The organism is Chitinophaga rupis (assembly GCF_900109685.1).
GTDB lineage: Bacteria > Bacteroidota > Bacteroidia > Chitinophagales > Chitinophagaceae > Chitinophaga > Chitinophaga rupis.
In genome coordinates this window covers 1,009,009-1,031,692 of record NZ_FOBB01000001.1, presented here as the reverse complement: position 1 = coordinate 1,031,692, position 22,684 = coordinate 1,009,009, and the positions used below count along the sequence as shown (strand labels likewise).

At 48.6% G+C, this 22,684-nt stretch carries 22 protein-coding genes and 1 riboswitch; of the genes, 9 read left to right on the top strand and 13 right to left on the bottom strand.

Annotated features, from left to right (window positions below):
• Positions 1 to 122 precede the first annotated feature (122 nt).
• Positions 123 to 1,709, top strand: coding sequence for a TldD/PmbA family protein (locus tag BMZ54_RS04055; RefSeq protein ID WP_202909131.1), 1,587 nt, complete (start codon positions 123 to 125; stop codon positions 1,707 to 1,709).
• Between the two features lie 10 nt (positions 1,710 to 1,719).
• The gene (locus BMZ54_RS04050; protein ID WP_089908327.1) at positions 1,720 to 3,054 is read left to right on the top strand and encodes a TldD/PmbA family protein; all 1,335 of its coding nucleotides are present in this window, start codon (positions 1,720 to 1,722) and stop codon (positions 3,052 to 3,054) included.
• A 131-nt stretch (positions 3,055 to 3,185) separates the two neighbouring features.
• Here BMZ54_RS04050 and BMZ54_RS04045 read toward each other — a convergent pair whose 3' ends face one another.
• Positions 3,186 to 3,869: an ArsR/SmtB family transcription factor gene (locus BMZ54_RS04045; protein WP_089906843.1), complete on the bottom strand. Its 684-nt coding sequence runs from the start codon at positions 3,867 to 3,869 to the stop codon at positions 3,186 to 3,188.
• 38 nt (positions 3,870 to 3,907) lie between these two features.
• Positions 3,908 to 4,468: an AAA family ATPase gene (locus BMZ54_RS04040; RefSeq protein WP_089906842.1), complete on the bottom strand. Its 561-nt coding sequence runs from the start codon at positions 4,466 to 4,468 to the stop codon at positions 3,908 to 3,910.
• Positions 4,469 to 4,833: 365 nt separating this feature from the next.
• Here BMZ54_RS04040 and BMZ54_RS04035 point away from each other — a divergent pair, with 365 nt between their 5' ends.
• The 3 genes from BMZ54_RS04035 to BMZ54_RS04025 all read left to right on the top strand — a co-directional run bounded on the left by BMZ54_RS04035 (position 4,834) and on the right by BMZ54_RS04025 (position 7,840).
• Complete coding sequence (locus tag BMZ54_RS04035; protein WP_089906841.1) at positions 4,834 to 5,889, top strand: NAD(P)-dependent alcohol dehydrogenase; 1,056 nt, start codon at positions 4,834 to 4,836, stop codon at positions 5,887 to 5,889.
• Between the two features lie 172 nt (positions 5,890 to 6,061).
• Positions 6,062 to 6,601, top strand: a complete 540-nt coding sequence (locus BMZ54_RS04030; protein ID WP_162277466.1) for an RNA polymerase sigma factor — start codon at positions 6,062 to 6,064, stop codon at positions 6,599 to 6,601.
• A gap of 180 nt (positions 6,602 to 6,781) precedes the next feature.
• Entirely contained in the window at positions 6,782 to 7,840 is a 1,059-nt protein-coding gene (locus tag BMZ54_RS04025; protein WP_089906839.1) for a FecR family protein, read from the top strand.
• A 150-nt stretch (positions 7,841 to 7,990) separates the two neighbouring features.
• Here the strand turns inward: BMZ54_RS04025 and BMZ54_RS32695 are convergent, their stop codons facing one another.
• Positions 7,991 to 8,149: a lmo0937 family membrane protein gene (locus BMZ54_RS32695; protein ID WP_143080899.1), complete on the bottom strand. Its 159-nt coding sequence runs from the start codon at positions 8,147 to 8,149 to the stop codon at positions 7,991 to 7,993.
• Positions 8,150 to 8,461: 312 nt separating this feature from the next.
• Here BMZ54_RS32695 and BMZ54_RS04020 point away from each other — a divergent pair, with 312 nt between their 5' ends.
• Positions 8,462 to 8,920: a ferritin-like domain-containing protein gene (locus BMZ54_RS04020; protein ID WP_089906838.1), complete on the top strand. Its 459-nt coding sequence runs from the start codon at positions 8,462 to 8,464 to the stop codon at positions 8,918 to 8,920.
• Positions 8,921 to 9,272: 352 nt separating this feature from the next.
• Here the strand turns inward: BMZ54_RS04020 and thiH are convergent, their stop codons facing one another.
• From thiH to thiS, 7 genes are all read right to left on the bottom strand, one after another.
• Positions 9,273 to 10,391, bottom strand: coding sequence for a 2-iminoacetate synthase ThiH (gene thiH / locus BMZ54_RS04015; RefSeq protein WP_089906837.1), 1,119 nt, complete (start codon positions 10,389 to 10,391; stop codon positions 9,273 to 9,275).
• 291 nt (positions 10,392 to 10,682) lie between these two features.
• On the bottom strand, positions 10,683 to 11,459 hold the full coding sequence (locus BMZ54_RS04010) for a thiazole synthase (protein WP_089906836.1): 777 nt from the start codon (positions 11,457 to 11,459) through the stop codon (positions 10,683 to 10,685).
• Positions 11,460 to 11,469: 10 nt separating this feature from the next.
• The gene (locus BMZ54_RS04005) at positions 11,470 to 12,120 is read right to left on the bottom strand and encodes a thiamine phosphate synthase (RefSeq protein ID WP_089906835.1); all 651 of its coding nucleotides are present in this window, start codon (positions 12,118 to 12,120) and stop codon (positions 11,470 to 11,472) included.
• A complete protein-coding gene (locus BMZ54_RS04000) occupies positions 12,117 to 12,866 on the bottom strand; it encodes a hydroxymethylpyrimidine/phosphomethylpyrimidine kinase (RefSeq protein WP_089906834.1) in 750 nt (249 codons plus the stop codon). Before BMZ54_RS04000 ends, BMZ54_RS04005 begins: the two co-directional genes overlap by 4 nt.
• Complete coding sequence (locus BMZ54_RS03995; protein ID WP_162277465.1) at positions 12,845 to 13,453, bottom strand: thiamine phosphate synthase; 609 nt, start codon at positions 13,451 to 13,453, stop codon at positions 12,845 to 12,847. Before BMZ54_RS03995 ends, BMZ54_RS04000 begins: the two co-directional genes overlap by 22 nt.
• Positions 13,454 to 13,487: 34 nt before the next feature.
• Complete coding sequence (thiC, locus tag BMZ54_RS03990; RefSeq protein WP_089906832.1) at positions 13,488 to 15,338, bottom strand: phosphomethylpyrimidine synthase ThiC; 1,851 nt, start codon at positions 15,336 to 15,338, stop codon at positions 13,488 to 13,490.
• A gap of 410 nt (positions 15,339 to 15,748) precedes the next feature.
• Positions 15,749 to 15,952: a sulfur carrier protein ThiS gene (thiS, locus tag BMZ54_RS03985; protein WP_089906831.1), complete on the bottom strand. Its 204-nt coding sequence runs from the start codon at positions 15,950 to 15,952 to the stop codon at positions 15,749 to 15,751.
• 53 nt (positions 15,953 to 16,005) lie between these two features.
• Positions 16,006 to 16,109, bottom strand: a riboswitch (TPP riboswitch).
• A gap of 340 nt (positions 16,110 to 16,449) precedes the next feature.
• Here thiS and BMZ54_RS03980 point away from each other — a divergent pair.
• Positions 16,450 to 16,968 (top strand): lipocalin-like domain-containing protein, encoded by a 519-nt coding sequence (locus BMZ54_RS03980; RefSeq protein ID WP_089906830.1) that lies wholly within the window; start codon positions 16,450 to 16,452, stop codon positions 16,966 to 16,968.
• A gap of 274 nt (positions 16,969 to 17,242) precedes the next feature.
• Here the strand turns inward: BMZ54_RS03980 and BMZ54_RS03975 are convergent, their stop codons facing one another.
• From BMZ54_RS03975 to dnaN, 3 genes are all read right to left on the bottom strand, one after another.
• Positions 17,243 to 17,494: a hypothetical protein gene (locus BMZ54_RS03975; protein WP_089906829.1), complete on the bottom strand. Its 252-nt coding sequence runs from the start codon at positions 17,492 to 17,494 to the stop codon at positions 17,243 to 17,245.
• A gap of 46 nt (positions 17,495 to 17,540) precedes the next feature.
• Entirely contained in the window at positions 17,541 to 18,368 is an 828-nt protein-coding gene (locus tag BMZ54_RS03970; RefSeq protein WP_089906828.1) for a sterol desaturase family protein, read from the bottom strand.
• Between the two features lie 370 nt (positions 18,369 to 18,738).
• Complete coding sequence (dnaN, locus tag BMZ54_RS03960) at positions 18,739 to 19,857, bottom strand: DNA polymerase III subunit beta (RefSeq protein ID WP_089906826.1); 1,119 nt, start codon at positions 19,855 to 19,857, stop codon at positions 18,739 to 18,741.
• A gap of 335 nt (positions 19,858 to 20,192) precedes the next feature.
• Here dnaN and BMZ54_RS03955 point away from each other — a divergent pair, with 335 nt between their 5' ends.
• Positions 20,193 to 21,452 (top strand): pyridoxal phosphate-dependent aminotransferase, encoded by a 1,260-nt coding sequence (locus tag BMZ54_RS03955; protein WP_089906825.1) that lies wholly within the window; start codon positions 20,193 to 20,195, stop codon positions 21,450 to 21,452.
• 575 nt (positions 21,453 to 22,027) lie between these two features.
• The gene (locus BMZ54_RS03950; RefSeq protein ID WP_089906824.1) at positions 22,028 to 22,657 is read left to right on the top strand and encodes a TetR/AcrR family transcriptional regulator; all 630 of its coding nucleotides are present in this window, start codon (positions 22,028 to 22,030) and stop codon (positions 22,655 to 22,657) included.
• The last annotated feature ends 27 nt before the right edge of the window (positions 22,658 to 22,684 follow it).

Genomic DNA, 22,684 nt, shown 5'->3' with positions numbered 1-22,684 from the left:
CATCTGTATACGAATTAAGTGAGCCACCTGTCACTAAGCATTCGTAATTAAAACCTAAGGAGGGCTACGCCTTGAACAGAAAAGATTTTCTCCAGCTTTCGGCAATGGGTTTTGGGGCCCTTATGATCCCCAGCTCTTTACTGGCCGGTAATGCCATTGATCCTGCCCAGGCTTTGCTGGAGGGTATGGATGTGGGCATGAAAAAACAGCTATCGGATGTGGCATTAACCGCCGCCCGCGCCAAAGGCGCTACCTATGCAGATGTGCGCATAGGCCGCTACCTGAACCAGTTTATTACTACCCGCGAAAAACGCGTGCAGGGTATTTCGAACACAGAATCTTTTGGGGTAGGCATTCGCGTTATTGCCAATGGCAGCTGGGGCTTTGCCGCTTCCAATGTAGTTACGAAAGAAGATATTATTAAAACCGCGGAAAGGGCGGTAGCCGTAGCTAAAGCCAATGCCAAAATCACCACGGAGCCGGTGCAGCTGGCCCCGCAGAAAGGTTTTGGAGATGTAAGCTGGAAAACGCCCATTGAAAAGAACGCGTTTGAAATACCGGTAAAAGACAAGGTAGACCTGCTGTTAAAGGTGAATGATATTGCCCTGCAAGGCGGCGCTAACTTTGTGAACTCCGCTATTATGGCGGTGAATGAGCAAAAGTATTTTGCCTCCACAGACGGTTCTTACATTGACCAGGACATACACCGTATTTACCCCTTCTTTAACGTTACGCAGATAGATAAGGCCACTGGTAAGTTCCAGACCCGCCGCTCCCTTAGCTCGCCGGTAGGTATGGGTTACGAGTACCTGAATGCTGCGGGCAACAATAAAGTGACCGGTGTGGTAACCCGTTACAAAGACAGGTATGATATACTGGAAGATGTTAAAAATGCCACAGCCGATGTAGCGCAGAAAATAAAAGCTAAAACCGTAGAACCGGGCAAGTACGACCTGGTGCTGGATCCCTCTCACCTGTGGCTTACCATTCATGAATCGGTAGCCCACCCTACAGAGCTGGACCGTGTGCTGGGGTATGAAGCCAACTATGCCGGCACCAGCTTCCTGACGCTGGATAAATGGAAATCCAAAAACTTCCAGTTTGGCAGTAAGCTGGTAAATATTGTGGCGGATAAGCTGCAACCCGGCTCCCTGGGCGCAGTTGGTTATGATGATGAAGGCGTGAAATGTAAAGAGTGGGACCTGATCAAAGAAGGCGTGCTGGTGAACTACCAGGCCATTCGCGACCAGGCGCATATTATTGGCCTCAAGGAATCGCAGGGTTGCTGTTATGCGCAAAGCTGGGAGGATGTACAGTTCCAGCGCATGCCCAATGTATCGCTGAAACCCGGTACCACGCCCTTAAGCGTGGATGATATGATCAAAAATGTAGAGAAAGGCATTTACATTATTGGCGACGGTTCTTTCTCCATTGACCAGCAGCGTTACAACTTCCAGTTTGGCGGACAGCTTTTTTACGAGATAAAAGACGGGAAAATAGCCGGCATGCTGAAGGATGTAGCCTACCAGGCCAACACGCAGGAGTTCTGGAATTCCTGCACAGCCATTGCCGATAAAAACGACTACCGTTTAGGGGGCGCGTTTAACGATGGCAAGGGACAGCCGGGGCAGTCCAACGCAGTATCGCACGGTAGTTCTACCGCCCGTTTTAATGGAGTAAATGTTATTAACACTGCACGTAAAATCTGATCAATCTTTTATGGCTATATTAAAACAAGACGAAGCACAGGCGCTGCTGAAAAAGGTGCTGTCCTTTTCCAAAGCAGACGAATGTGAGGTAAGCCTCAAAGGCCGCGAAGGCGGTAACATCCGTTATGCCCGCAATGCCGTATCCACCGCAGGTGATATAAGCACCATTACGCTTACCATTAACGCTACTTTTGGTAAGCGAACAGGCCGCACCACTATCAATGAATTTGATGATGCATCCCTGGAAAAAGCGGTACGCCGTGCGGAAGAGCTGGCGCAGCTGGCCCCGGAAGACCCGGAGTACATGCCCTTACAGGGACCGCAAACCTTTAAGGAAAGTATAACCTATGTACCGGCAACAGCGGCCATTACGCCGGATACGCGTGCAGCAGCCGTAGCTAAAAGCATACAGGTATCCAAAGACGCCAAGCTGGAAGCAGCAGGCTTTTTGGAAAATACTACCAGCTTTGATGCGCTGATGAACTCCAAAGGATTATTTGCCTATAACACGGATACGGATATTATTTTCAGCATTACTACCCGTAACCAGGCAGGTACCGGATCCGGCTACGCTGCCCGCGGGTACAATGATGTGAGCAAGCTGGATACCTTTACCGCCACGCAGATAGCGGCCTCCAAAGCCAATGGCTCTGCCAATGCCAAAGCCATAGAGCCGGGTAAATATACGGTGATACTGGAACCGGTAGCTGCTGCGTATATGATGGAAAACATGTTCCGCGGACTGGATGCCCGTAATGCCGATGAAGGCCGCAGCTTTATGAGCAAGCCCGGTGGCGGTAACCGGATAGGTGAACAGCTGATGGATGAAAAAGTGACCATCTACTCTGATCCCTTTCACCCTGAATTGCCTGCTGCTACCTGGAATAGCGACGGGCAGCCGCAGGAAAAGATAAACTGGATCGAAAAAGGCGTAGTAAAGAACCTGGCCTACTCCCGTTTCTGGGCGCAAAAGAAAGGGGTAAAACCGGTACCGGGGCCCAGCAATATTATTATGGAAGGGGGCACCGCCTCGCTGGATGAGCTGATCAAAAGCACGGAGCGCGGCATCCTGGTATCCCGCCTGTGGTACATTCGCATGGTAGACCCGCAAACCCTGCTATTAACCGGCCTTACGCGCGACGGTACTTTTTACATAGAGAATGGTGTGATCAAACATCCCATCAAGAATTTCCGTTTTAATGAAAGCCCGGTGATTATGCTGAATAATGTGGAAGCACTGGGTAAGCCGGAAAGGACCATCAGCGTAGAGTCTTACAGGAGCTACCTGATACCGCCTATGAAGCTCCGGGATTTTACGTTTACGTCACTTTCTGACGCCGTATAAAAAGTTGAAAAGTAAAAATTAAAAGTTGGGTGCGGTTTATAGGCTGCATTCAACTTTTTTATTTATCCCGTTCATAAAGTCTTTTCAATGGTCTCTATGAACCTCCTTCATCGGTTTATGATTTTACATTTTCATAACGCTATCCCCAACAGCTCGTACATATTTCGTTGCCCCGTTCCCGTAATTACAATAGCCCTTGAATGTTGTGTGCTGCGTACCCAGTCGGCTTCCAGCATTTTATTCAGCAAAGCCGCACCCAGCGTGCCTGCCAGGTGATAGCGCCGTTCACTCCAATCCAGGCAGGGCCGGGCCAGCACCCGGCGTTTTTTTTGTAAAGTGGTAATATCAATTTGTAAGGCGGCAAACCAGGCCCGGCCTGCCGGGCTTACGGTATAGCTATTGTCTTTTTCCTGTAGATATTGTTTAGTCAGCAGGCCATCTGTGATCATTACACCGGCTTTGCCTGCCAGGTGATCATAACAGGTGCGGCAGTGTTTAATGGGCGATGCTTTTTCCGGCGCCTTTTGTTTCTTAGTGGTTTGCGGCGGCACCAGGTTGGCCAGGGCTTCTATGGCATAGGCTACTTCATCGCGGGCAAAGCTGTAATAACGGTGGCGGCCCTGAGCGCTTACTTTCAGCAGATCGGCTTGTACCAGCTTGCTCAGGTGCATGCTGGCATTTTGCGGAGAGGTATCTGCAAACAGTGACAGCTCAGTAGCGGTATACGCCCGCCCATCCAGCAGGGACCATAACATACGCGCCCGCACCGGCTCCCCAATGAGGGAGGCCATGTTTTCAAGATCAGTTGTTTCCATAACACATCACTAATGAACGTTATAAAAGTAACGGATTTTTATTTTGAAATATGATCCAGAATAAAGGCCAGCCGTTGCTGCACCGGCCCAGTGGGCACTACCTGTAAAGTATAACCATATGACTGGTAAATGGCGTAGATGACCCGGTAGGTTTGCACAGCATCGGCATAGGTTTGTTTTCTTTCCGTATCTGTACAGTAAATTTCTTCCCAGGGCGGAAATATAAACACCTGTGGATTGTAGCGGTATTGTTGTGCGGCTGTTTGTAACGCTGTATTTAAGGGTAAATGATTTAATTGTATATGACCTATTACATCCGGTATACCGCGGTCAAAAAAGCAGGGGCCTGCCTTAGGTGATGGCGCGGCCCCCCATACCGCTATAGACTGTGCCTGCATTAAATGAGTGTACTGCGCATTATCCAGCCAGGGTACCGCGCTGCCGCCGGTAGCCATTTGCTGCCGGATGATTTCCCGGGCCACTTCTGGTATTACCGGGAAACCCTGTTGCGCCAGAAGATCCAACACGGTGGTTTTACCGGCGCCGGGACCACCTGTAAATACAAAGCAATGCGCCTTGCACTGTGGGTTTGCTGCCATAAAGTTTTATGGATTAAAAATGAATAATGTAAATGGGAAAACTAAAAGTGAGGTATGACTGCTTTTGCAGTGAGGATGTAAAGATACGGAATAAGCGGAAAGCAGAAAGCATAAAGCAGTTAGGATTGCGGAGGGTGATGGTCTGAGACCGGCGGCGGGCGTAATGTTCTTTAAAGCCGGCCGGGCTAGCGCCCGCCGATGCAGCGCGGCCCTGATGCCTTCATACCATGCCGGATAGCTGTTTCCCCGTAACGGGTATTTGTTAAGCTACTAATTTATTAAAGAGCAAGGTCCCCGCCTATACTATTATACTTTATAGTATAAATTTGTACGCACACCTTTCCAACCACCTAAATGCAAATCAGATGAGTACGAACACAAAAGCTTATGCAGCGCCCAGCGCAACGGAACCATTAGGCCCATTTGGCCTGCAACGCAGGGAGCCAGGCCCGCATGATGTACAGATAGAGATCCTGTACTGCGGTGTTTGCCACTCCGACCTGCACCAGGTATGCAATGAGTGGAAGAATTCTATTTACCCCATGGTACCGGGCCATGAAATTGTAGGCCGTGTAACAAAGGTGGGTGATCATGTTAAAGGATTCCAGGTAGGCGACCTGGCTGGTATAGGATGTTTTGTAGACTCCTGCCGGGAATGCGAAAACTGTAAAGCCGGTATTGAGCAATATTGCCTGCAGGGTATGACAGGCACTTACAATGCTTATGAGCGCGATGGTAAAACGCCCACTTATGGCGGTTACTCCACGCAGATAGTAGTAGATGAAAAATACACGCTGAAGGTATCACCCAAGCTGCCGCTGGAAGGCGTGGCGCCTTTGCTGTGTGCGGGTATTACCACTTATTCGCCGCTGCGGCACTGGAAAATAGGGCCCGGACATAAGGTAGCTGTTTTAGGTTTAGGTGGCCTGGGCCACATGGGTGTAAAGTTTGCCTCATCTTTTGGCGCAGAGGTAACCATGCTAAGCACCTCGCCCTCCAAAGAGGCGGATGCCAAACGGCTGGGTGCACATCATTTTGCACTCACCACTGACCGGGCTGTAATGAAAAGCCTGCGGGGAACCTTTGACTTTATACTGGACACAGTATCTGCCCCGCATGATTTTCCGGCGTTCCTGCGCCTGCTGAAAACCAACGGTGTGCATATTTGCGTGGGCGCACCGCCGGAACCGGCTTCCATACCGGCTTTTAGCCTGCTGGCCAACCGCATTAGCCTGGCTGGCTCCAATATAGGCGGCATCCGCGAAACACAGGAGATGCTGGACTACTGCGCGGAGCATAACATTATTTCCGATGTGGAAGTGATCAACATACAGGATATAAATGAGGCGTATGAAAAGCTGCTGAAAGGGCAGGTGAAGTACAGGTTTGTGATTGACATAGCAAGCCTGAAAGGCGCTTAATGCTTAATGCAAAACGCTGAATGCTATATGCAATGTATGAAGCACACCGGTATCCGGTGGACGGCGTTCAGCGTTTTGCATTAAGCATTCAGCGTAATTCGTAATTGCTTTGCTTTTTGGCAAAAAAACAGTATCTAGTGTTAGTTTAGCGTATCAACCTAACACTACAACGTTGGAGAGAATAGTTGCCATAAAAGCAGGATCAGTAACTGTTTTTGAGGAAGTGTATCAGCAGTTCCATGAGAAGCTGTATTACTATTTCCTGAAACGCACGGCTGCTGCTGATGTAGCCGAAGAGCTGGTGCAGCTTACCTTCATTAAGCTGTGGCGTTACCGCAGCCACCTGGATGAAACCCTGCCTTTATCCCAACAATTATTCCGCATAGCCAGCACAACCCTGATAGATGTATTGCGCCGTAAAGCGCAGGAACGTACAGTGCTGGTAGATGTTCAGCAGCTGCCCGAAGTAGCAGATACCTCCCGTCACTTACAGGAGCGTGAAACCCTGGACCAGGTGCAGCGTGCCATGGCTGCACTGCCGCCGGAAAGAAAAAAGATCTTCGGGTACCGTATACAGGGATTCACCAACCGGGAAATAGCCCTCCGCCTTTCTATTTCCCTGAAAACCGTAGAAAACCAGGTAAACCGCGCCATTAAACAGATCAGGGAAGCCATAGTGCTGCTGATCTTTTTTGCAGACGCTTTCCAGTAATGCAAGCTCATTTCCCACTCACCCCCCCCGTAATATGCTGCTGATTATTGCTAATAATAACCCGGTGAACGGAAATTGACAACCTGGTTGTCAAATAAAAGCACATTTTTTTTCTTTCTCGTGGGTGTAAGCCTTTTTTGCTGCGTAGTATAATGTAGCAGACCTATATTCCAGCAGATAATGATGAACCGCGCTTTAATAGAGCAATTTTTAAAGAATCAGTGTACAGCCGAAGAAGCTGCTGCGGTGAGTGATTATTTGCAGAATAACCCGGAGGAGCTGGCAGCGCTGCTGCCGGAACAGGATTGGGAAGCTTTTGAAGCAGGTGAATACCTGCATCCCGTTCATACGGAACAAATGCTGCAAACCATCCGCCGGGAGGTGAGGGAGATGCGGGCGTACCGCTACCGCACCCGGGCTGCTGCTGCAATAGTACTGTTACTGGGTACCGGTTTTATGATGTGGTTCTACCAGCATAAAGCCTTACAACCTGCAACAGCTATTACACAAAACGGTAAGATACCAGTAACGGATACCATCGTAACAAACACCGGCAATACCCAGCAGCACATTGTTTTGCCGGATGGATCGGTAGCCCTGCTGGAAGGGCAAAGCACCCTGCAATGGCGCCCGGGTTTTACACCTGACCAGCGGGCGCTGTACCTGAAAGGAGCCGCCACATTTACCGTAACGAAACAAGAGGGACGACCATTTACTGTATATTCTGAACATGTAGCAACAACCGCCCTGGGTACGTCTTTTCGTATTAAAGCGTATGACCGGAGCAAAACCGTGAAGATCCGTTTACTCACGGGAAAAGTAATGGTAAGATCTACAGGAGCTCAAGCTGATAAGAAATTGGTGTACCTGGCGGCCGGTCAGGAATGTGCTTTTAACAAAAAGCAGCATTCGTTAATGGTGTATAACTATGAGCGTATTGCAGACAGCATTCTGACCAGGCCAATAAAGGGTAACATCATGGAAAACGGCGAAGAGCTCCTGTTCACTAACGTACCCTTAACAGAGGTCATGAGCCGCTTTGAAGCCGTGTACCATGCTTCCATTAACTACTCTGAAAAACAGCTGAAGAACTATTCCTTTACAGGACAGATCAGCAAGCGCGATTCCCTGCCTCACATTCTTGAAACAATGGCTATACTAAACCGGCTGCAGGTAAAGGAAGACAGCAGCGGTTACCACGTTTTTAACCCGGCCTGCAACCACCCGGAACAGCGATAAGCTGCAACGGCTTTAAATGCCGTATAGCCGTTAGAGATACACCCGATGTTACAAACAAAAAAATGAATAATCAATAACGAAGTGGTTACGGCCACTGGTTATTGATTATTCATTAGTTATTTCCTGTACGGCTTTAAGCTGTTGGTATATTTATTCTACAGGCGCTCTCCCACGGATAACGCTCAACAGGATTGCTATAATAGCTAGCACCAACAATGCATGAATCAGCGCACCAGCTGAATAAACGAAAAAGCCTAACACCCATCCTATGATAAGAATAAGGGCTATTAGATACAATATGCTTCTCATATGAATAATGTTTGGTTAACTCTTATAGTTAAAAATCTGTGCCAATTCATTTGTCCTTTGTAAGCCATAACGTTTACTGCTAAAACTGCTGCAATAAGGGATTCTATTGTAGAACAGATTCCCCCATGCGTGAAAAAAATACGTCAGGGAAATAGCGAAAACGCGCAGTGCCGGAGTACTTTATAGACGGCGCTGCTCAACTGGTCGCATTTTTGAATTAATATTAAGGAGATCGATAGTAACCTATAACATGTTAACACCTTACCGCGCCGCGGTAAATGATCATATTACAAACATCAAAATAATAATGCCATGCAACAGAACGAAAAATTATCAGAAGTACTCAGCGACCTCGTACAGATCAACAATGACCGTATAGAAGGATACCTAAAGGCAAGTGACAAGACAGACGATCCGGACCTGAAAGCATTGTTTCAACGAATGATAGATGAAAGCCGCACTTATGTATCCCAGCTGAACCAGGAGCTGGCCCGGATGGGCGCTGACGTGGAAACCGGCACCACTGTTTCCGGTAAAATATACCGTGCCTGGATGGATGTAAAAGCAACCTTTACCGGTAACGACCGCCATGCTATACTGGCGAGCTGTGAATATGGAGAGGATGCTGCACAACGTGCATATGATGAAGCGCTGCGCTCAGATGACCCGATGCCTTATAGCATAAGGGAGCTGATCGCTAACCAGAAAGGTGCGCTCAGAAGCTCACATGACACTATTAAAACATACCGTGATATGGAGAAAGTAGGCTAACGCCTGCAAGGTTTGTTTTGTAGGATGGCTTATAAAATATATTGTGCAGTAGCATGGGCGCCTGTTCATTTTGTTCAAACTTAACAGGTTTATAGGTTGTTCATTTTGAGCAACTTACATTTGAGTCCTATGGTACGTAGCTGCTTATTTTCATAAGCGATATCTTATATGTTTAATGATTAATGGATTTTAGGTTTTCAAATACCCTTCGCTTTCCCGGGCGGAGGGTAATTTTTTAGTAGTTAGCAGTTGGCAGTTAGCAGTCATGCGGGCCGATTGGTTATCCGGGAATACCAGAAGCTGTGTACCACTCATTAAATTGCAGCCATTCCTCCTGACTGCCAACTGCCAACTAACGGCTGCCAACTAATCCACCGTCCCAATCTTTCCATACCGGCTCATAACCCTGCGATTGCAGCATTTGCGCAATGGCCTGCGGGCTGCGCTCATCTGATATTTCAAACTGCTCCAGTGATTGAAGGTCGGCGGCATATCCGCCAGGATTGGTTTTAGAGCCGGCGCTCATGGTAGTAATGCCCAGCTTTATTACATGATTGCGGAACTGCTCTGATTCCCGGGTTGAGAGGCTTAGCTCCACATCAGGATCCAGCAGGCGGTAGGCGCAAATAAGCTGCACAAGCTCCCGGTCTTTCATTTCCACCTTAGGCGGTAGCCCGCCGGTGCAGGGGCGCAGTCGCGGAAAGGAAATGCTGTAGCGGGTTTGCCAGTAGGTTTTTTCCAGGTACTGCAGGTGCAGGGCCGTAAAAAAACTATCTGTACGCCAGTCTTCCAGCCCAATAAGCACACCCAATCCCATTTTATGAATGCCTGCGCGGCCCAGGCGGTCGGGGGTTTCCAGCCGGTAGTCAAAGTTGGACTTACGGCCTTTGGGATGATGCAATTTATAATCCGCCTCATGATAGGTTTCCTGGTACACCAGCACACTTTGCAGGCCCAGGGGAATAAGTGCAGCGTAGTCTGCCTCGTCCATAGGCTGAACCTCCATGCTGATGTGGGAAAAGTGCGGGCCTATGAGCTGAAGGGCTTCTTTAAAATAATCCACGCCTACAGTTTGCCAGGCCTCCCCGGTAACCAGCAGCACATGCTTATACCCCATGGCTTTAATAACCTCCACTTCCTGCATGATCTCTGCTGCACGCAGGGTTTTACGACGGATCTTATTATCCAGGCTAAAACCGCAGTAGGTGCAAATGTTCTGGCATTCGTTGGATAAGTACAACGGAATATACAGCTGCATGGTATTACCAAAGCGCTGCCGGGTAAGGCGGTGGCTTAGCTGCGCCATTTGTTCCAGGTAATGCAGCGCGGCAGGGGATATGAGGGACTTAAAATCTTCCAGCGTACGCCGGCCGGCTGCCAGCGCACGTTCCACATCCGTCGCGGTTTTGCTGTAGATGCTCTCTTTGACAGCATCCCAATTATGTTGGGTGAAAATATTTTTGAAACTCATTTTAATTAATAATTAAAAATGAATAATTAATAATCGGGCGGCAGGTCGTAAAGCTTATAGCAAGCGAACACGTTGCCGTTTAATGAATAATTAATAATCAAGCGGCAGGTTGTAAAACTTATAGCAAGCGAACAACGTTGCCGTTTAATGAATACTTAATAATCAAGCGGGCAGGTTGTAAAACTTATAGTAAGCGAACAACGCTGCCATTTAATGAATAATTAATAATCAAATGGGCAGACTTATGATAGTTGAACGACTGCAATACGATTATTAATTATTAATTGTTCATTATTCATTGTCTAAAAAGGCGATTAAAGGGCTGCTGGCGCTGGCCTGCTGATGCTTGCCGGGCAGCCCTGCCTCGTAGGCCAGGCGGCCTGCAATTACGGCCTGCTTAAAGGCCTGCGCCATACGTACCGGGTCTTGCGCTACGGCAATGGCGGTATTTACGAGTACAGCATCTGCGCCCATTTCCATGGCCTTGGCTGCATCAGAAGGGCTGCCGATACCGGCATCTACCACTACCGGCACGCGGCTTTGCTCAATAATAATTTCCAGAAAATCAAAGGTACGTAAGCCTTTGTTGCTGCCAATAGGTGCACCCAAAGGCATTACAGCAGCGGTGCCTGCGTCCTCCAGCCGTTTGCACAGCACGGGATCAGCATGTATGTAGGGCAATACTATAAAGCCCAGCTTTACCAGCTCCTGCGCCGCCATCAGTGTTTCTATAGGATCGGGCAGCAGGTAGCGGGGATCAGGATGTATTTCCAGCTTGATCCAGTTTGTTTCCAGCGCTTCCCGTGCTAACTGTGCCGCATATACGGCCTCCTTAGCAGTACGTACACCGGAGGTATTGGGCAGCAGGTGCAGCTGCGGGTGGTTAAGGTGCTGCAGCATATCATCTGCCTGGTTATGCATATCTACCCGCTTTAGCGCCACGGTTACCAGCTCGGAGCCGGAGGCCAGCAAGGCCTGCTCCATTACCGGCGCTGCGGAAAACTTTCCCGTACCGGTGAACAGGCGGGATTGAAAAGTACGGTCAGCAATTATTAAGGGTGCTATCATTTTTTAATTTTTAAATGTTACTACCTGCTTCCTGTTCCTTTTGTGCCATTGCGAAAATATTTTTCACTACTTCCTTTCTATCCGCCGCATGTGTAATAAGGCCGCTTACTGCTACGCCATGTGCCCCTGCTGCTATTAATGCAGCAACATCTTCCTGCACAATGCCGCCAATGGCTATTACAGGAATGGTAATACCTTGTGACGCCAGCTGCTGCAGGATATTGGCAATACCCTCCAGACCCAGTATGGGGCTTAGCTTTTGCTTGGTAGTAGTAAAACGGTAAGGCCCCAGCCCAACATAATCAGCGCCGTCTTTTACATGCTGCAACAGATCGTTCAGGGTATTGGCTGTACCGCCTACTATCATTTCAGGGCCGGTAATGGCGCGGGCTGCAGCTACCGTCATATCATTTTTGCCTACGTGCACGCCGTGGGCGCCGATGGCTTTGGCCACCCGGGGATAGTCGTTAATGATAAGCGTAGCGTTGTACGGTTCGCATATTTTTTTTGCAGCAATGGCAATGGGTAATACTGCTTCCGGCGTGCTGTCTTTAATACGCAGCTGGATCCAGTTGCAGCCTGCATCGCAGGCGGCCTGTATGTTTGCAAGGTGGTCTGCTGCTGCGGTTTGCTGTGATATGTAATGTAAGGTGCTGATCATAAATTGTGATATCCTAATAATGAAGGGTGACTGGATAAAAATTTCTCCGTATAAGCTTTGCCGTTAATACAGGCGTCCTGGAGGGAATGCCCCTTTGCCAGCTGCGCTGTAATGGCGGCGGATAATACACAGCCAGAGCCGTGTTTGGCATATACCTGCCGTACAACCGGCGGTAGCAGGTACTCGCTTTCCTGTGTGTACAATACATCCCAGCCCCTGTTTTCCGGGTGGTGGCCGCCTTTCAGCAGCACTGCACAATGGCGGCTAAGCTGTGCGGCAGCTTCCTGCCCGTCTGCAGCGCCATTGACTAATACCAGCGCTTCATCATAATTAGGGGTGAGCAGGTACAGGTAAGGCAGCACTTCCTGCCAGGCATGCGCCAGCGCAGTATTATGAAAGTCAAAACCGGCGGATGCTTTCAACACCGGATCCAGGATAATGCGGATGCCGGGGCGCAGCTGGTGCAGGCTGCGTACTATTTGCAGCAGCGTGGGCACATCTGCCACAATACCTATTTTGCACCAGGCAGGTGCAAACTTTTGCAGCAATGGTTTCGCCTGTTCTATAACACGCTCCGCCGGCAGCCAGTCTACCGACAAAAACTCCTGGTCCGTTTGCACGGTAAGCGCGGTACAAACGCCCAGCCCATAGGTTTGATGGGCCTCAAAGGTTTTAATGTCGGCCAGCAAACCGGCGCCCCCGCTGGGATCCAGCCCGGCCAGGCTCATAACATAGGGTCGTTCCATATGCTTTTAATATGTTGTAATTGTTGTACGGCTGTTGCAGGGGTTTGCCAGATGGAGCCTAACAGTGCCAGGCCATCGAACCCCATTTGTTTTGCCTGTGCGGCATTGGTGCTATCCACCCCTCCCAGCGCCAGTACTTTTGCGTTACAGTCATTTTTCTGCAGCTTAAAACCGGGTGGTATCTGTGCTTTATAACCTGGTTTGGAAATGCTGTCAAACACAGGGCTTAGTAACAAATAATCCCATGCATTGCCTGCTAACGGTAATGCTGCTACGTTATGAATGCCGGTGCTGGTGCGGCAGCCCTGACGGCGGTATTCCGCTATCAGCTGCTCATCCGTTTGTTCCTGCTGCTGCCCGCTCAAATGCACGCCCATCAATCCAAAATGCTGATACAGCTCCCAATGCCCTGCTATCATTATTTTAGAATAACAGACCGGATCGGTTTGTTCCAGCACCTGCGCATAGTTCTCCGGCGGCCACTGCGGCTTGCGCAGCAGGATGGCATCAGCGCCGGCGTGCAGCAGCTGTTGCCAGAGCTGTGTTTCGTTGGGCACGTGTTCGGGATGGGTGATGATGAGTAACATTGTGATTGCTATATGCCGCATTATAATGCGCACGTTATAAATAAATTTCGCCGCCCTGCACTTTAAATGCTTCCGCCTGCGCGCTCATGCCGGCTTCCAGTGCCGCCTCTTCTTCCACACCCTGTGTAGCTGCAAACTCCCGTACTTCCTGCGTAATTTTCATAGAGCAGAAATGCGGACCGCACATAGAGCAGAAGTGCGCTACTTTAGCGCCATCTGCCGGCAGGGTTTCATCGTGGTAAGACTTAGCGGTTTCCGGATCCAGGGAAAGGTTGAACTGGTCTTCCCAGCGGAACTCAAAGCGCGCCTTGCTCAGCGCATTGTCCCGGTGTTGCGCGCCGGGATGGCCTTTGGCCAGGTCTGCCGCATGGGCGGCTATTTTATAGGTAATAACTCCCTGCCTTACATCTTCCTTGTTGGGTAAACCCAGGTGTTCTTTGGGTGTTACATAACAGAGCATGGCGGTACCAAACCAGCCGATCATAGCAGCGCCAATGGCCGATGTAATATGATCATATCCCGGTGCAATATCTGTAGTTAATGGGCCCAGCGTATAAAAGGGCGCTTCATCGCAGTGCTGCAGCTGTTTTTCCATATTCACTTTTATGAGCTGCATGGGTACATGGCCGGGGCCTTCTATCATTACCTGCACATCGTGCTTCCAGGCCTGTTTAGTAAGCTGGCCTAAGGTTTCCAGCTCGCCGAACTGCGCGGCGTCATTGGCATCTGCAATGCTGCCGGGGCGCAGGCCGTCGCCCAGTGAAAAGGCTACGTCGTAGGCTTTCATGATGTTGCAGATCTCTTCAAAATGTGTGTACAGGAAGTTTTCCTTATGATGCGCCAGGCACCATTTGGCCATAATGGAGCCCCCGCGGGATACAATGCCGGTGGTACGTTTAGCCGTGAGTGGTACATACCGCAGCAGCACGCCGGCATGAATGGTAAAGTAGTCAACCCCCTGCTCTGCCTGTTCTATCAGCGTATCGCGGAAAATGTCCCAGGTCAGCTCTTCTGCCTTGCCGTTCACTTTTTCCAGCGCCTGGTAAATGGGCACGGTACCAATTGGCACGGGCGAGTTGCGGATGATCCACTCCCGGGTTTCATGAATATGTTTGCCCGTGCTGAGGTCCATAATAGTATCGGCGCCCCAGCGGCAGGCCCATACTGCTTTTTCCACTTCTTCCTCAATACTGGAGGTAACAGCGGAGTTGCCGATATTGGCATTGATCTTTACCAGGAAGTTACGGCCAATGATCATAGGCTCACTTTCCGGGTGGTTGATGTTGGATGGAATGATGGCGCGGCCGGCAGCTACCTCCTGCCGTACAAACTCCGGCGTAATGAACTGTACCGGGGTATTAGCGCCAAAGGAATGACCTTTGTGCTGCTGCCAGAGGGCGTTATTTTCTTTGAACAGCTGTTCCGCACACTGGTTTTCACGGATGGCGATGTACTCCATTTCCGGGGTAATGATGCCCTGCCGCGCGTAGTGCATTTGCGATACATTACGGCCGGGCTTAGCGCGCAGCGGTGTTTGGATGTGTGTAAAACGCAGGGCATCCAACCCGCTGTCTGCCAGCCTTTCACGGCCGTAGGCAGAGGTAGGCCCTGTTAATAGTTCCGTATCATTGCGGCCTTCTATCCAGGGCTGCCGCAGGCGGGGCAGGCCTTCGTGCACATCAATATTAACTGCCGGATCTGTGAACGGGCCGCTGGTATCGTATACCACAACCGGCTCATTGGGAACGGCAGCGCCATTCTTACCATTGAGCCGTGTAGGCGTTAAAGTTATTTCACGCATGGCTACCCGGATATTATGCAACTGACCGGGAATATAAATTTTGCTGGAAGCCGGAAAGGGTGAGCGGCTGATGGAATGAGACATGGGAGTTTGAATTACGAATTAGTTAATTACGAATTACGAATGAATGCTTAGTGCTTAACGCTTAATGCTTAACGCTTAATGCTTAACGCAGAACGCGTAATGCAGAACGCGTAATGCATAACGCTGAATGCCGGAGGCTTAAGGCCATGGCTTAATACAGCGGAGCTTTTCATCATCGCCAACGGGAATAATGGTGATGAATAATTAACCGGGCATGGGTAGCCAGCACGGAAAATATTCATGATCCATTTACAGCGGGGATCATTACAAACAGGCAATCACAAATAACGCAGATCATCAGAGCACATAAATCTGCTCTAATCAATTATGCACTTTCATAAGTATTTTCAATGGTGCTTATGCCCCGCTTAGCGGGGTCGTAATTGACAATTCGTAATTCCCCGCCTGGTCTATCCTCCTTGTGTGGCGCGGATGATCATCACCTTATCCTGCGATTGCAGGAGCTGCTGTTCCCAGTGGATCTTAGGGATCACCTGGTTGTTAATGGCAATGGCAATGCCTTTTGCGGATGGTAGTTGAATAAACTGTAAGAGGGCAGCCACCGTGGTTTCCGGCTGCACCGCATAAAGTTTATTGTTCACAAGTACTTCCATGTGTTTACAGGAGTTTAAAATGAAACAATAAACTTTAAGGATGTGAATTAAAGAGAGAGTTCAGTACTTTTCCCTCCGGCAGTATGAGCTGCGTCAGGTACTGAGGGTATCATCTCAGCTTCCCGGTTTGCACCGGGAAACACCCCTAAAGTGAAGCATAAAGATAGCAGATAAATTTTAATTACAAATGAATGCTTAATGCTGAATGCGGAACGCTTAACGCTGAAGCCCGTTTATTGGGGTATAATGCTGAATACGTAATATAATTTATTGGGTAATGGCTAATAATCATTACTATGCGCCAGCCACATTTAATAGCGTATGTTCAGCTCCTGCGTTTATATGCTGTATTCAGGTGTTTGGCCGCTGGCGTTTGCGCAGTACCCTGCGTTAAGCATTAAGCGTTCAGCGTTCCGCATTCAAATCCCGGACGTGTAGTATTCTGCGTTACGCATTAAGCGCTACGCATTCAGCATTAATTCGTAATTTGGAAACCTATGATCAAACAACGCCTGTCATTATTGGTTTTGTTAGCTGGCGTAATGGCCTGCCGGCAACAGGCGCCTGCCTCAAAAGCAGAACTGGAGGAGGATAGCAGCCTGCTGGAAGTTAGAGACAGCATTGCAGCTGCCCCGGACACAGCCCTGCTTACCGCAGATACTATCAGCTACAGCCCGGATCAGCTTATTGGCAAATGGCTGCAGCCGGTACCCGGCCTGGATAAACAAAAACAGGGCTTTGATCTGCGTAAAGACAGCGTAGCCCGCTCCCTGAATATGTATACCCTGGTATATGAAAAATGGGGCCTGGTAAAAGATACTCTGCTGCTTTGGAACCATACGGAAGGTGTGGAAAAACAAGATTCCGCCGCTACCATAGATACCGTCCTCATTAAAGAATTAACAGACTCAACGCTGGTACTGTTTCCCGTAAAAGCCGCCGAAGGCTACCTGGAAAAATATGAGAAGGAAGCAGGGGGGAAAGTGAAAAGTAAAAAAGCAAAAGGTAAAAAGTAAAAATACCGGAGCGGTGTCCGTCTCTCCTGAAACGGATGTTTGCCCGTGTCACGTGAGTACCTTGTTCCAGCACCCTTACCCGCACTTGCACCGCATGTTAGTTTAACAGAGATTTTTGGTAATAGCATTACAGGCCTCATTATATGGAGGGGTAAAGGCGGCTAACAAACAACCCTGTTAAAAACAAAAAGTAAAAACGCACTCACTGTAACGAACGTTACCACATGAGCGGTTTTTACTTTTTAACCGTTTAAAACTTTTATTTAACCACGGATCATCCTACGGACAGGCCGATAACCAAAGATACTACGGCCATGAAAAGACCAGCAGTAGCCAATTGCATATCGTCAGTGTTCTTACGGGACATCCATAAAGAAATAACGCCTATTACAGTGGCAATGCCACCTAGTGTTACGGCGGTACCGGGGGCCTTGGTCAGGAATGAAATAAGGGCGGCAATTACGCCAGCTGCCAGGCCTATGAAACCGGCAATTTTTGTTGTTGCGATGTGATGTTGCTGTGCCATATCACTTTTGATTAGATTATAGAAATATAAAAAATAATAACTCTCACTATGAATTAACGGGCTTCTCTGAAAACCCGTCCGGCCGCTCCCAGGGTACTTTCAGCAGGGAACCTATCTCCTGGTACTTTGGCTCCTGGTACTCATCCAGCCCGTACTTCAGCTGCAGCGTATCCGGTACCGTTACAAATGTGCCGCAGATACGGTCCCAGATGGAAAAGATATTCGCGTAATTGGAATCCGTTTCCGGCTGGTACCGGCTGTGATGCACCTTGTGCATGTCCGGCGATACAATGATCCAGCTCAACCCCTTATCCAGCCAGTGCGGCAGGTGTATATTGGCGTGGTTGAACTGCGCCATCAGCGCCGACAGGCTCTGGTACAACATCACCATCCAGATGGGAATACCCATGATAATGATGGTGGCTACCAGCGCTACCACCCTGAACACACTTTCCACCGGGTGGTGCCGCAGGGCGGTGGTAACATCTATAGACGTATCTATATGATGGATCTTATGAAAGTGCCACATCCAGGCCACCTTGTGCTGTACCAGGTGTATCAGGTAAGCGCCCATAAAATCCAGCATCAGCAGCGCCAGTATAGTATGCAGCCATAATGGAACGCCTAGCCAGTATAATAAACCAAACTGCACGTGGCTGGTCCATTCGGAAGACTTTACCACTGCAAAGGCAAAGCCCAGGTTAATAATGGCCGTAGTGAGGGTAAAGAACAGGTTAGTACCTGCATGTTTGTAACGGTTATACTTTAACGCAAACCGTGGAATGAATCCTTCTATTACCCACAGCAGCAACAATCCAATAACGAGTAAACCCGTCCTGTAAGACGATGGGATGTGTTCAAAAAAAGTCTCCATGAGAGCCTGTATTCAGTTTTCGCAGAATAAATTAACAAACGTAAACGTGGTTCAAATGCTATGCTTAAAGCGGGGAATACAGTAAAAATACGGCAACCCGCTCATAGGCATGGTATATGGTATTTTTACGTTGTTAGTTACTATCCTAAAATGAAACTGTCCTTTTTGAATCGTTTTCCAATGTTAAATTACGACTTTCCGGGGAATTTATTTCGCCTCAAATGCACTGTGGACAAAGAAAAAGGCAACCTCCATGGAAGAGATTGCCTTATATATAATTTAATAATGAAGAGTGAATAATTAATAATATTATTTCGTGCTAATACGGGCCGGGAGCGGCTTTAAGCCTCTTCTATATTCATTTTTTTTATCAATTGTTCAGCATCAGCGGCATTACCAGCATCAGCAGGTCTTCGTTCTCCCCGATATCAGAAGGTTTCAGGATACCGGCTTTGGTGGGGGTAGAGAGCTCAATGCTGATCTCATCCCCTTCCGCCGCATTCAGCATTTCGATCAGGAACTTGGCGTTAAAGGCGATCTGCATATCATCGCCGGTGTACTGGCAGCTCATACGCTCATTGCCTTCAAAAGAGAAGTCCACATCCTGGGCCGACAGCTGCAGCTCGCTGCCGCTAATGTTCAGCGCTACCTGGTTGGTGCTTTTATTGGAGAACACGCTTACCCGCTTTAAGGCGTTCTGGAAGTCGGTCTTTGCCATGGTAAGCCGGTAAGGGTTATCCTTCGGAATAACTACCTTATAATCCGGAAAACGGGCATCAATTAAACGGCAGATCATCTGCGCGCCATCGTGCGATACAAAGAAGTGGTTCTGGCTGTAAGAGATCTTTACTTCGCTTTCGTTATCGGGCAAAGCAGATTTCAGCAGGTTCAGGGGCTTCTTAGGCACAATAAAGTTATCAGCCTGCGGGCAGTTGGCATCTGTTCTTACATATTTTACCAGGCGGTGCGCGTCGGTAGCTACAAAAGTTAGGCTTTTGTTGGCCAGCTCAAAGTACACGCCGGTCATGGCCGGCCGCAGGTCGTCATTACTTACTGCAAACAGGGTTTTGTTGATGGCGGTAACCAGGGCAGAGGATACCAGGGTAAAAGAAGTGGTATCATCGGCAGTAGGCTCCTTGGGGAAGTTCTCCGGGTTTTCGCCCATTACTTTGTACTTACCGTTATCGGAGGTGATCTCTACTGCGTAGGTATTCATATCTACATTAAAGGTGAGCGGCTGGTCCGGCAGGTTCTTTAATGAGTCCATTAATATTTTAGCAGGGATGCAAATGCGGCCATTTTCCTTAGCTTCCACCTCCAGCTTTACCTTCATTACAGTTTCCAGGTCGGTTGCCACCACTGTTAGTTCGTTCTTGTCAATCAGAAAAAGAAAATCTTCCAATATTGGCAATACCGTATTGGAGTTAATCACCCCACTGATCTGTTGTAATTGCTTTAACAAAGTAGAGGAAGAAACAATAAATTTCATCGGTTAATGTTTGATTTTTTTATTGGTCTGATGGAACCTTGCGTTCATGCCCGGTTGCACATGGTAAATTTCGAATGTGAACAAAGATAGAAAGTTTTAGTATTCCCCCTAATTTACCTTTTTATCTTTTTACCCCATCGGTTTCAAAGAGTTGTGCTTTGCTTAATATTAAACAGGAAGTACGTATTTTGCCCTCTTTATTAAATAAAACCTCGTTCAACTGCCATTATATTAAATAATATAAAAAGAATCAGCAGGTTCTTTTCAATTGTTTACAGATCGGTTACCTTTGGCGCGCTAAAAAAAATTAATCACACCATAAAAACACGGGAATTATGAAACTATCTCATTTAGCCGAAACATTGATTGGTTCTGAAATTATTAAGCTGGCCGGTGAGATAAAGGAGAAGCAGGCGAAGGGCGAGAAGATCTACAACTTTACCATCGGCGACTTTGATCCCAAGGTATTCCCTATTCCCGTTGAGTTTGAGCAGGAGATCATTAATGCGTATAAGGAACACTATACGAACTATCCTCCTGCAGATGGTATTGCCGAACTGAGAAAAGCAGTAGGTGATTTTATTGCTGAAAGAGAAGGGCTCAGCTATGACCCTGCCAAAGAGATCGTGATCTCCTGCGGCGGCCGTCCTATCATATATGCTACTTACCGTACCATTGTAGACCGTGGCGAAAAGATCATTTACGCTACGCCTTCCTGGAACAACAACCACTATACCCACTTCCTGGAAGCAGAGCATGTGGTGCTGGAAACTACAGCGGAAAATAACTTTATGCCTACTGCAGCGGAGCTGAAGCCCCTGCTGAAAGGCGCCAGCCTGCTGGCACTGTGCTCTCCGCAGAACCCTACCGGTACTGCCTTTGGCAAACAGCAGCTGGAAGAGATCTGCGACCTGGTGCTTGCAGAGAACAAAAGCCGCAGCGCTGATGAAAAGCCCCTGTACGTAATGTTTGACCAGATGTACTGGGTGCTTACATTCGGACAAACGGAACACTACAACCCCGTATCCCTGCGCCCGGAAATGAAGGACTACACCATTTTTATTGATGGTATGAGTAAAGCCTTTGCCGCTACCGGTGTGCGTGTAGGCTGGGCCTTAGGACCTGCGCATGTAATTGGTAAAATGAAATCCATTCTTTCCCACGTAGGCGCCTGGAGCCCGATGGCAGAACAAAAAGCCGCCGCCAAGTACCTGGGTCAGAAAGAGGCCGTAAATAAATACCTGCAGCACTTTAAAGGTGAAGTAGAAGAAAGGCTGGTAAAGATCTATGAAGGTTTTGCTGCGCTGAAGAAAGCCGGTCACCCGGTGGATTGTATTGCGCCGCAGGCTGCCATTTACCTCACCATACGCCTGGACCTGAAGGGTAAGAAAAAAGCTGATGGCACTGTACTGGCCGACCAGGGAGCTGTTACCTCTTACATACTGGATGAGGCTAAGCTGGCGGTAGTGCCGTTCTATGCCTTCGGCTCTTCCAGGGATTCCTCCTGGTACCGCCTGAGCGTAGGTACCTGCGTAAAAGAAGAAATACCGGCTATGCTGCAGCAGCTGAAAGTAGCGCTGGAAAAGCTGAAATAATATTTCCCGGGCTAACCGGAAAGGAGGGGTAATACCCTTGATATAAAGAAAGGCGGTCTGTAAGGGACCGCCTTTTTATTGCGATCTAACTCCCTGTTTATTCGGGTGCAACTGGTATGCTCCCCTCCTAAAAAGGCCCCGTAACCCGTATGCAACCCTAGTGACATCCCTCCCCCCTACATAAAACCCTACATCTTTTCACCCCTATTTTATCCCTCATTTCCAATCTCCTGCTTCCTCTTTCCACCTCACTTTCACCATACTCTTTTACTTCATGTCCTTAATCTCTCCAATCTCATACTTCCCATCTCCGGCCCCCAATCTCCTATCTTGGCTCCGGCTTCCATCGCTTTACCTTTCTCATTTGTGTATTTCCCATCTCCAGCCTCCTAATCTCCCTTATCTGTTTCAACAACCATTTGTCACGGTACTGTTAATTGGTCAACTCTACTTACCAAATATGGAAATTACCCGTACTTTTGACCGGAAAACGGAAATAGTCGAAAATTAGAAAGGAAGAATAAAAAGCGGGATCTTTTACAAACAACAGGCATTCAATTCAAAAGACGAAACGTATGACCTTGCAGGAACGGATATTAGAAACGGCGCTTCGGTTATTCAGGACCTACGGTATCAAAAGTGTAACCATGTTTGATATTGCCAAGGAGTGCGGCGTTTCCAAAAAAACAGTGTATGAGCATTTTGCGGATAAGGAAGCACTGATAAAAAGCGGTGTACAAACGGTGCTGGATGGCTTGCAGCAGCAGCTGGACCAGGGCCGCCGGCAGGCAGAGAACGCGATTATGGAGCAGCTGCAAACCGCGCATATACTGGAAGTGCTGGCCCGTACCATGAACCCGGTAATGATGCACGAGGTACGCAAGTACCACCCGGCAGTAGGGCAGGCGGTAGAAGATTTCAGGCGGGATAATGTGTTACAGGGCATTCGTGAAAACCTGGAAAGGGGCATAGAGGAAGGCCTGTACCACCCCTACCTGAAGCTGGACATTATGGCCCGTATGCGGCAGCTGCAGCTGGATGCTGCTTTTGACCAGGCCCAATATCCGCCCGAACAATTTGATATGCACCAGGTGATGCAGGAGATCACCTTTAACTATATTATGGGTATTGCTACCCCTGAAGGGCGTAAGCTGGCCGGCCAGTACCTGGTAACGGCATCTGCACCGTCTTTCAGCTTAGAGTAATTAACAGTTACTAACAGTGTAACAGTT

Excerpts from the sequence above, each read along its gene's own strand:
- BMZ54_RS04055 (WP_202909131.1), top strand. The coding sequence starts at position 123 with ATGATCCCCAGCTCTTTACTGGCCGGTAATGCCATTGATCCTGCCCAG.
- BMZ54_RS04050 (WP_089908327.1), top strand. The coding sequence starts at position 1,720 with ATGGCTATATTAAAACAAGACGAAGCACAGGCGCTGCTGAAAAAGGTG.
- BMZ54_RS04045 (WP_089906843.1), bottom strand. The coding sequence starts at position 3,869 with ATGGAAACAACTGATCTTGAAAACATGGCCTCCCTCATTGGGGAGCCG.
- BMZ54_RS04040 (WP_089906842.1), bottom strand. The coding sequence starts at position 4,468 with ATGGCAGCAAACCCACAGTGCAAGGCGCATTGCTTTGTATTTACAGGT.
- BMZ54_RS04035 (WP_089906841.1), top strand. The coding sequence starts at position 4,834 with ATGAGTACGAACACAAAAGCTTATGCAGCGCCCAGCGCAACGGAACCA.
- BMZ54_RS04025 (WP_089906839.1), top strand. The coding sequence starts at position 6,782 with ATGATGAACCGCGCTTTAATAGAGCAATTTTTAAAGAATCAGTGTACA.
- BMZ54_RS32695 (WP_143080899.1), bottom strand. The coding sequence starts at position 8,149 with ATGAGAAGCATATTGTATCTAATAGCCCTTATTCTTATCATAGGATGG.
- BMZ54_RS04020 (WP_089906838.1), top strand. The coding sequence starts at position 8,462 with ATGCAACAGAACGAAAAATTATCAGAAGTACTCAGCGACCTCGTACAG.
- thiH (WP_089906837.1), bottom strand. The coding sequence starts at position 10,391 with ATGAGTTTCAAAAATATTTTCACCCAACATAATTGGGATGCTGTCAAA.
- BMZ54_RS04010 (WP_089906836.1), bottom strand. The coding sequence starts at position 11,459 with ATGATAGCACCCTTAATAATTGCTGACCGTACTTTTCAATCCCGCCTG.
- BMZ54_RS04005 (WP_089906835.1), bottom strand. The coding sequence starts at position 12,120 with ATGATCAGCACCTTACATTACATATCACAGCAAACCGCAGCAGCAGAC.
- BMZ54_RS04000 (WP_089906834.1), bottom strand. The coding sequence starts at position 12,866 with ATGGAACGACCCTATGTTATGAGCCTGGCCGGGCTGGATCCCAGCGGG.
- BMZ54_RS03995 (WP_162277465.1), bottom strand. The coding sequence starts at position 13,453 with ATGTTACTCATCATCACCCATCCCGAACACGTGCCCAACGAAACACAG.
- thiC (WP_089906832.1), bottom strand. The coding sequence starts at position 15,338 with ATGTCTCATTCCATCAGCCGCTCACCCTTTCCGGCTTCCAGCAAAATT.
- thiS (WP_089906831.1), bottom strand. The coding sequence starts at position 15,952 with ATGGAAGTACTTGTGAACAATAAACTTTATGCGGTGCAGCCGGAAACC.
- BMZ54_RS03980 (WP_089906830.1), top strand. The coding sequence starts at position 16,450 with ATGATCAAACAACGCCTGTCATTATTGGTTTTGTTAGCTGGCGTAATG.
- BMZ54_RS03975 (WP_089906829.1), bottom strand. The coding sequence starts at position 17,494 with ATGGCACAGCAACATCACATCGCAACAACAAAAATTGCCGGTTTCATA.
- BMZ54_RS03970 (WP_089906828.1), bottom strand. The coding sequence starts at position 18,368 with ATGGAGACTTTTTTTGAACACATCCCATCGTCTTACAGGACGGGTTTA.
- dnaN (WP_089906826.1), bottom strand. The coding sequence starts at position 19,857 with ATGAAATTTATTGTTTCTTCCTCTACTTTGTTAAAGCAATTACAACAG.
- BMZ54_RS03955 (WP_089906825.1), top strand. The coding sequence starts at position 20,193 with ATGAAACTATCTCATTTAGCCGAAACATTGATTGGTTCTGAAATTATT.
- BMZ54_RS03950 (WP_089906824.1), top strand. The coding sequence starts at position 22,028 with ATGACCTTGCAGGAACGGATATTAGAAACGGCGCTTCGGTTATTCAGG.